Origin of the sequence: Pseudomonas sp. PDM25 (assembly GCF_019219045.1) — a bacterium.
In the GTDB taxonomy this organism is placed as follows: Bacteria; Pseudomonadota; Gammaproteobacteria; order Pseudomonadales; family Pseudomonadaceae; genus Aquipseudomonas.
In genome coordinates this window covers 629,861-636,622 of record NZ_JAHUWL010000001.1, presented here as the reverse complement: position 1 = coordinate 636,622, position 6,762 = coordinate 629,861, and the positions used below count along the sequence as shown (strand labels likewise).

General features: G+C 61.7%; 4 protein-coding genes. 2 read left to right on the top strand and 2 right to left on the bottom strand.

Features of this window, described 5'->3' with window-relative positions:
• Positions 1 to 94: 94 nt before the first annotated feature.
• Together KW848_RS02490 and KW848_RS02485 are read right to left on the bottom strand one after the other, a co-directional pair.
• The gene (locus KW848_RS02490; protein ID WP_218535333.1) at positions 95 to 3,193 is read right to left on the bottom strand and encodes an efflux RND transporter permease subunit; all 3,099 of its coding nucleotides are present in this window, start codon (positions 3,191 to 3,193) and stop codon (positions 95 to 97) included.
• A gap of 15 nt (positions 3,194 to 3,208) precedes the next feature.
• Positions 3,209 to 4,366: an efflux RND transporter periplasmic adaptor subunit gene (locus tag KW848_RS02485; RefSeq protein ID WP_192408353.1), complete on the bottom strand. Its 1,158-nt coding sequence runs from the start codon at positions 4,364 to 4,366 to the stop codon at positions 3,209 to 3,211.
• A gap of 276 nt (positions 4,367 to 4,642) precedes the next feature.
• Between KW848_RS02485 and KW848_RS02480 the strand changes: the two genes are divergently transcribed.
• Positions 4,643 to 5,344, top strand: coding sequence for a response regulator transcription factor (locus tag KW848_RS02480; RefSeq protein WP_074876325.1), 702 nt, complete (start codon positions 4,643 to 4,645; stop codon positions 5,342 to 5,344).
• Positions 5,345 to 5,348: 4 nt separating this feature from the next.
• A complete protein-coding gene (locus tag KW848_RS02475; RefSeq protein ID WP_218535331.1) occupies positions 5,349 to 6,650 on the top strand; it encodes an ATP-binding protein in 1,302 nt (433 codons plus the stop codon).
• Positions 6,651 to 6,762 lie beyond the last annotated feature (112 nt).

The following is a 6,762-nucleotide window of genomic DNA, read 5'->3' as shown; positions in this document are numbered from 1 at the left end:
GGCCATCACATTCAACATATCCGTTGACTGTTACGCCGCTTTCGTCGGAACGCCGCCCGGAGCCGGCTCGCTCCCACAATTGATTTGTGTTTGCTCAGTTACTTTTATGCCGCTTACGGACCAATTTCATCACCACCACAAAAAACACCGGCACAAACACCACCGCCAGCGTCGCCGTAATCATCCCGCCAATCACTCCGGTGCCGATGGCTTGCTGGCTCGCCGAACTGGCCCCGGTGGCAATCGCCAACGGGACCACACCCAGAATGAACGCCAGCGACGTCATCACAATTGGCCGCAGTCGCAGGCGCGCAGCTTGCAGCGTGGCGTCGATCAGGTCGTGGCCTTCGTCGTACAGGCTCTTGGCGAATTCGATGATCAGGATCGCGTTCTTCGCCGACAGCCCGATGATAGTGATCATTCCAACCTTGAAGAACACGTCGTTGGGCATCCCGCGAAAAGTCACGGCCAGCACCGCGCCGAGCACGCCAAGCGGCACCACCAGCAGCACCGAAGTCGGAATCGACCAGCTCTCATACAACGCGGCCAGACACAGGAACACGATCAGCAACGACAAACCGAGCAGGATCGGAGCCTGGCTGCCGGACAAGCGTTCCTGCAATGACAACCCGGTCCATTCCTGCCCCAACCCCGCCGGCCCTTGCGCCACCAGACGCTCGATTTCCGCCATGGCTTCGCCGGTGCTGTGACCGGGCGACGGTTCACCGGAAATGCTGATCGCCGGGTAGCCGTTGTAGCGTGTCAATTGCGCCGGGCCCTGGGTCCACTTGGCCTGGACGAAGGCCGACAACGGCACCATTTCCCCGGTGCTGTTGCGCACGTGAATGTTCAGCAGATCGGCGACCTGACTGCGCTGATCGCCTTCAGCCTGCACCACCACACGCTGCATCCGCCCTTGATTGGGGAAGTCGTTGATGTAGGCCGAGCCGACGGCGGTGGACAGCACGTTGCCAATGTCGGCAAAGGACACGCCCAGCGCGTTGGCCTGTTTGCGGTCGACTTCCAGTTGCACCTGCGGCGCTTCGGCCAAGGCGCTTTCGCGCACGTTCATCAGGATCGGACTTTTCTCGGCGGCAGCGAGTAATTCACTGCGCGCCTGCATCAACGTGGCATGGCCGAGACCGCCACGGTCCTGCAAGCGGAACTCGAAACCGCTGGAGGTGCCCAGGCCATCCACCGGCGGCGGCAGTACTGCAAACGCCACCGCGTCCTTGATCTGGCTCAACGCAATGTTGGCGCGGTCGGCAATGGAACTGGCCGAGTCGTCGCTGCCCCGATCAGACCAGTCTTTGAGGGTGGTAAACGCCAGCGCGGCGTTCTGCCCGCTACCGGAGAAGCTGAAACCGAGAATCACCGTGCTGTCGCCGACGCCGGGTTCAGTGGCGTTGTGGGCTTCGATCTGCTCGACCACCTGCACCGTGCGGTTTTTGCTTGCACCCGGCGGCAGCTGAATGTCGGTGATGGTGTAACCCTGATCCTCCACCGGCAGGAACGAGGAGGGCAGGCGGCTGAAGCACACGCCCAATCCGATCAGCAGCACGCCGTAGATCAGCAGGTAACGGCCCGTGCGTTTCAACGCATAGGCGACCCAGCCCTGATACCGCTCGGTCAGTTGCTCGAAACGCCGGTTGAACCAGCCAAAGAACCCGCGCTTCTCATGGTGTTCGCCCTTGGCAATCGGCTTGAGCAGCGTCGCGCACAACGCAGGGGTCAAGGTCAGGGCGAGGAACGCCGAGAACAGAATCGACGTCGCCATCGACAAGGAGAACTGCCGGTAAATCACCCCGACCGACCCTTGCATGAACGCCATCGGAATGAACACCGCGACCAGCACCAGCGTGATGCCGATGATCGCCCCGGTGATCTGCTTCATCGCCTTGCGCGTGGCCTCTTTGGGCGACAGGCCTTCGGTGGCCATGATTCGCTCGACGTTCTCCACCACCACAATCGCGTCATCCACCAGGATGCCGATTGCCAGCACCATGCCGAACATGGTCAGCACGTTGATCGAAAACCCCAGAGCCAACATGGTCGCGAAGGTGCCCATCAGCGCCACCGGCACCACCAGGGTCGGGATCAGCGTGTAGCGGATGTTTTGCAGGAACAGGAACATCACGGCGAACACCAGCAACATCGCCTCGCCGAGGGTGTAAACCACCTTGGTGATCGAGACTTTGACGAAGGGCGAGGTGTCGTACGGGATCTTGTATTCCACGCCAGCCGGGAAGTAGCGCGCCAGTTCGTCCATCTTTGCCCGCACCAACGTGGCAGTGCTCAAGGCATTGGCGCCCGGTGCCAGTTGCACACTGACGGCGGTCGACGGTTTGCCGTTGAGGCGAGTGGAGAACTGATATTCCTGACTGCCGATCTCGACACGCGCCACGTCTTTGATGCGCACAGTGGAGCCATCGGGATTGGCTTTCAGGACGATGTCGGCGAATTCTTCCGGCGTCGACAACTGGCCTTTGACCAGAATGGTCGCGGTGATTTCCTGGGTGGTGCGGGTCGGCAAATCGCCGATGCTGCCGGCAGAGACTTGAGCGTTCTGCGCGACGATGGCGGCGTTGACGTCGGCCGGGGTCAGGTTGAAACCAATCAACTTCTGCGGGTCGATCCAGATTCGCATGGCCCGTTCGGCGCCATACAACTGCGCCTTGCCGACGCCGTCCAGACGCTTGATCTCGTTCATCACGTTGCGCGCCAGGTAATCGCTGAGCGCCACGTCGTCGAGCTTGCCGTCGCTGGAGGTGAGGGTGATCAGCAGCAGGAAGCCGGCGGAAACTTTCTCCACCTGCAAGCCCTGCTGCGTCACCGCTTGAGGCAGACGCGACTCGACCACTTTCAGGCGGTTTTGCACATCGACCTGCGCCATTTCCGGGTCAGTGCCCGGCTGGAACGTGGCGGTGATGGTGGCGCTGCCGAGGCTGCTCTGGGATTCGAAATACAGCAGATGGTCAGCGCCATTGAGTTCTTCCTCGATCAGGCTGACCACGCTTTCGTCCACGGTTTGCGCCGAAGCACCAGGGTACACGGCGTAGATTTCGACTTTCGGCGGCGCGACGTTGGGGTATTGCGCCACCGGCAACTGTGGAATGGCCAGGGCGCCGGCCAACAGGATGAACAGGGCAACCACCCAGGCGAACACCGGGCGATCGATAAAGAACTGCGGCATAAAGAAGCGTCCTGCTTACTGACCAGAAGCCTGGGCAAGTGGAAGAGGGGTGTCGTCGATCTGCACTTTTTCGCCGGGACGGGCGTGCTGCAGGCCTTCGGTGACGATGCGGTCGCCGGGCTTGAGGCCGCTGGTGACAATCCAGCGATCGTTCTGCACGGCGCCCAGTTCGACCGGTTGCTGGCCGACCCGCTGCTCGGCGTCGAGCAACAGCACTTGGGCAATACCGGCACTGTCACGCTGGATGGCCCGTTGCGGCACGCTGATGCCTTGTTGGTTGACCGCTTGCTCCAGACGCACGCGCACGAAGCTGCCCGGCAGCAAGTCGAGGTCCGGGTTGGGGAATTCGCTGCGCAGAATGATCTGCCCGGTGCCGGGGTCGACGGTGATGTCGGCGAACAGCAACTTGCCGGGCAACGGATAGAGACTGCCGTCGTCCTGGATCAGCGTGGCTTTTACCTGGTCCTGACCGACCTGCTGCAAGTGGCCGGAACGGAACGCCCGGCGCAGGTCGTTGAGTTCGCGGGTCGATTGGGTGAGGTCGGCGTGAATCGGGTTCAGTTGCTGGATCAATGCCAGCGGTGTGGTTTCGTTCTGCCCGACCAGTGCGCCTTCGGTCACCAATGCGCGGCCGATGCGCCCGGAGATCGGCGCTGTGACGGTGGCGTAACCCAGGTTGAGTTTCGCCCGTTCCACGGCGGCTTTGTTCGCGGCGACGTCGGCAGCCGTTTGCCGGGCACTGGCCCGGGCGTTGTCATAGTCCTGACCGCTGATGGCATTGCCTTCGATCAACTGCGCGTAACGCTGCTCTTGCAAGCGCGCCTGGAACGCATTGGCTTCAGCTTTGCGCAGCGCCGCTTCAGCGCTGTCCAGGTCGGCCTTGAACGGCGCCGGGTCGATACGGAACAACACTTCACCTTTTTTCACATCACTGCCTTCACGGAACGCCCGTTGCAGCACCACACCGGCAACCCGGGCGCGGACTTCGGCAATGCGTGGCGCGGCAATCCGCCCGCTGAGTTCACTGGTGATCGACAGGGGGCGGGCCTGGATGGTTTCAATGCGAACCGTGGCCAGAGGTGCCTGTTCTTCGGCCGTCGAGGCCTTGTCACAAGCGCTCAGCGTCACCGCCAGTGCAATCAGGCTGAGCCTGGCAAGCAGATTCTTTGACATGTAATACCCCAATAATGACCCCCCGCATCCTACGGGGAGGCGACGAGGGTAGCGGTGAAGCTTTGTAGGCGCTGTGTGAAATTGTGTAAGGGTTTTACTCAGGCGGGCGTGAGGGCGTATATCCTTGACGGCTTGATTACGTTTGCGCCTGCCAGGTCGCCTTCGCGAGCAAGCCCGCTCCGACATTGGATTTGTGAACGCCACAGATCCAATGTGGGAGCGGGCTTGCTCGCGAAGAGGCCGGACCAGGCACCACTGCACTCCCTGGAAACACCCATGCCCAACATCCTCCTGGTCGAAGACGACACCGCGCTCTCCGAATTGATTGCCAGTTACCTGGAACGCAACGGCTATAGCGTCAGCGTGATCAGCCGTGGTGACCATGTGCGCGAACGTGCGCGGGTCAATCCGCCGGACCTGGTGATCCTCGACCTGATGCTGCCGGGGCTCGATGGCCTGCAAGTCTGCCGCTTGCTGCGCGCCGACTCGGCCACGTTGCCGATCCTGATGCTCACCGCCCGCGACGACAGTCACGATCAGGTGCTGGGCCTGGAAATGGGCGCCGACGACTACGTCACCAAACCCTGCGAACCGCGCGTATTGCTGGCCCGAGTGCGAACGTTGCTGCGGCGCAGCAGCCTGATTGAACCGCAGACGGCCAACGACCGCATTCTGATGGGCAATCTGTGCATCGACCTGTCCGAGCGCACCGTGACCTGGCGCGAGCAATTGGTCGAACTGTCCAGCGGTGAATACAACCTGCTGGTGGTACTCGCCCGGCATGCCGGCGAAGTGCTCAGTCGCGACCAGATTCTGCAACGCCTGCGCGGCATCGAGTTCAATGGCACCGACCGCTCGGTAGACGTGGCGATTTCCAAGCTGCGGCGCAAGTTCGACGACCACGCCGGCGAGGCGCGCAAGATCAAGACCGTGTGGGGCAAGGGTTACCTGTTCAGCCGTTCCGAGTGGGAATGCTGAGTCGATGTTCAGAATCCTGTTTCGCCTGTATCTGGTGACCATCGTCTCGTACAGCGCGGCGATCTATCTGGTGCCTGACGTGGTGATCAAGGTCTTCCAGGAACGCTTTGTCACCTACAACCTCGACTATTCCCGCGGGCTGCAAACCCTCATCGTCAAACAGTTTCACGCCGTGCCCCCGGAGCAGTGGCCGGCCTTGGCCGCGGAGATGGACAAGGAATTCCAGCCGCTGCACATCGTCCTGACCGGTAACGACGATGCCGATTTCACCGCTGATGAGCGCAAGCGTTTGCAGCGTGGCGAGAACGTCGTGCGCATTGGCGACTGGGGCTGGCGCACCTTGGCGGTGTCGCCGCTGAACGAGCGGACGGTGGTGGAGATGGTCGTGCCGCCGGACCCGATGGACGTCAGCCTGTTGTACTGGAGCATCAACGTGCTGATCGGCGCGACCATGCTCGCCTGTCTGTTGCTGTGGTTGCGCCCGCACTGGCGCGACCTGGAACGCCTCAAAGGTACGGCTGAACGTTTCGGCAAGGGCCACTTGAGCGAGCGCACACAGATTTCCAAAAGCTCCAACATCGGTAGCCTGGCCAACGTCTTCGACACCATGGCTGGCGATATCGAGAATCTGCTCAACCAGCAGCGGGACCTGCTCAATGCCGTCTCTCACGAATTGCGCACGCCTCTGACACGACTGGATTTCGGCCTGGCGCTGGCGCTGTCCGACGATTTGCCTGCTGCCAGTCGCGAGCGTCTGCAAGGTCTGGTCGCGCACATTCGCGAACTCGATGAGCTGGTGCTGGAACTGTTGTCCTACAGCCGCCTGCAAAACCCGGCGCGGCTGCCGGAGCGGGTCGAGGTGTCGCTGGATGAGTTTATCGACAGCATCCTTGGTAGCGTCGACGAAGAACTGGAATCCCCGGACATCGTTATCGATGTGCTCCTGCACGGACAACTTGAACGCTTCATCCTCGACCCAAGGCTGACGGCTCGCGCTATTCAGAACCTGCTACGCAATGCGATGCGCTACTGCGAAAAACGCATTCAGATTGGTGTGCAGGTGTGTGCCAAGGGGGCTGAAATCTGGGTGGACGATGACGGGATCGGTATTCCGGATGAGGAGCGGGAGCGGATTTTCGAACCGTTCTATCGGCTGGATCGCAGTCGGGATCGCGCCACGGGCGGGTTTGGTCTGGGGTTGGCAATCAGTCGGCGGGCGTTGGAAGCTCAGGGCGGCACGCTAACGGTCGAAGCCTCGCCGTTGGGTGGGGCACGGTTCCGTTTGTGGTTGCCCACCTCAGCCTGACGCACTCTTTGTAGCAGCTGTCGAGCCTGCGAGGCTGTGGTGAGGGGATTTAGCGAAACGTCGCACCGCACCGCCCCGTTCGGCGGCGAAGCCGTCGTAATCCATTGGACGC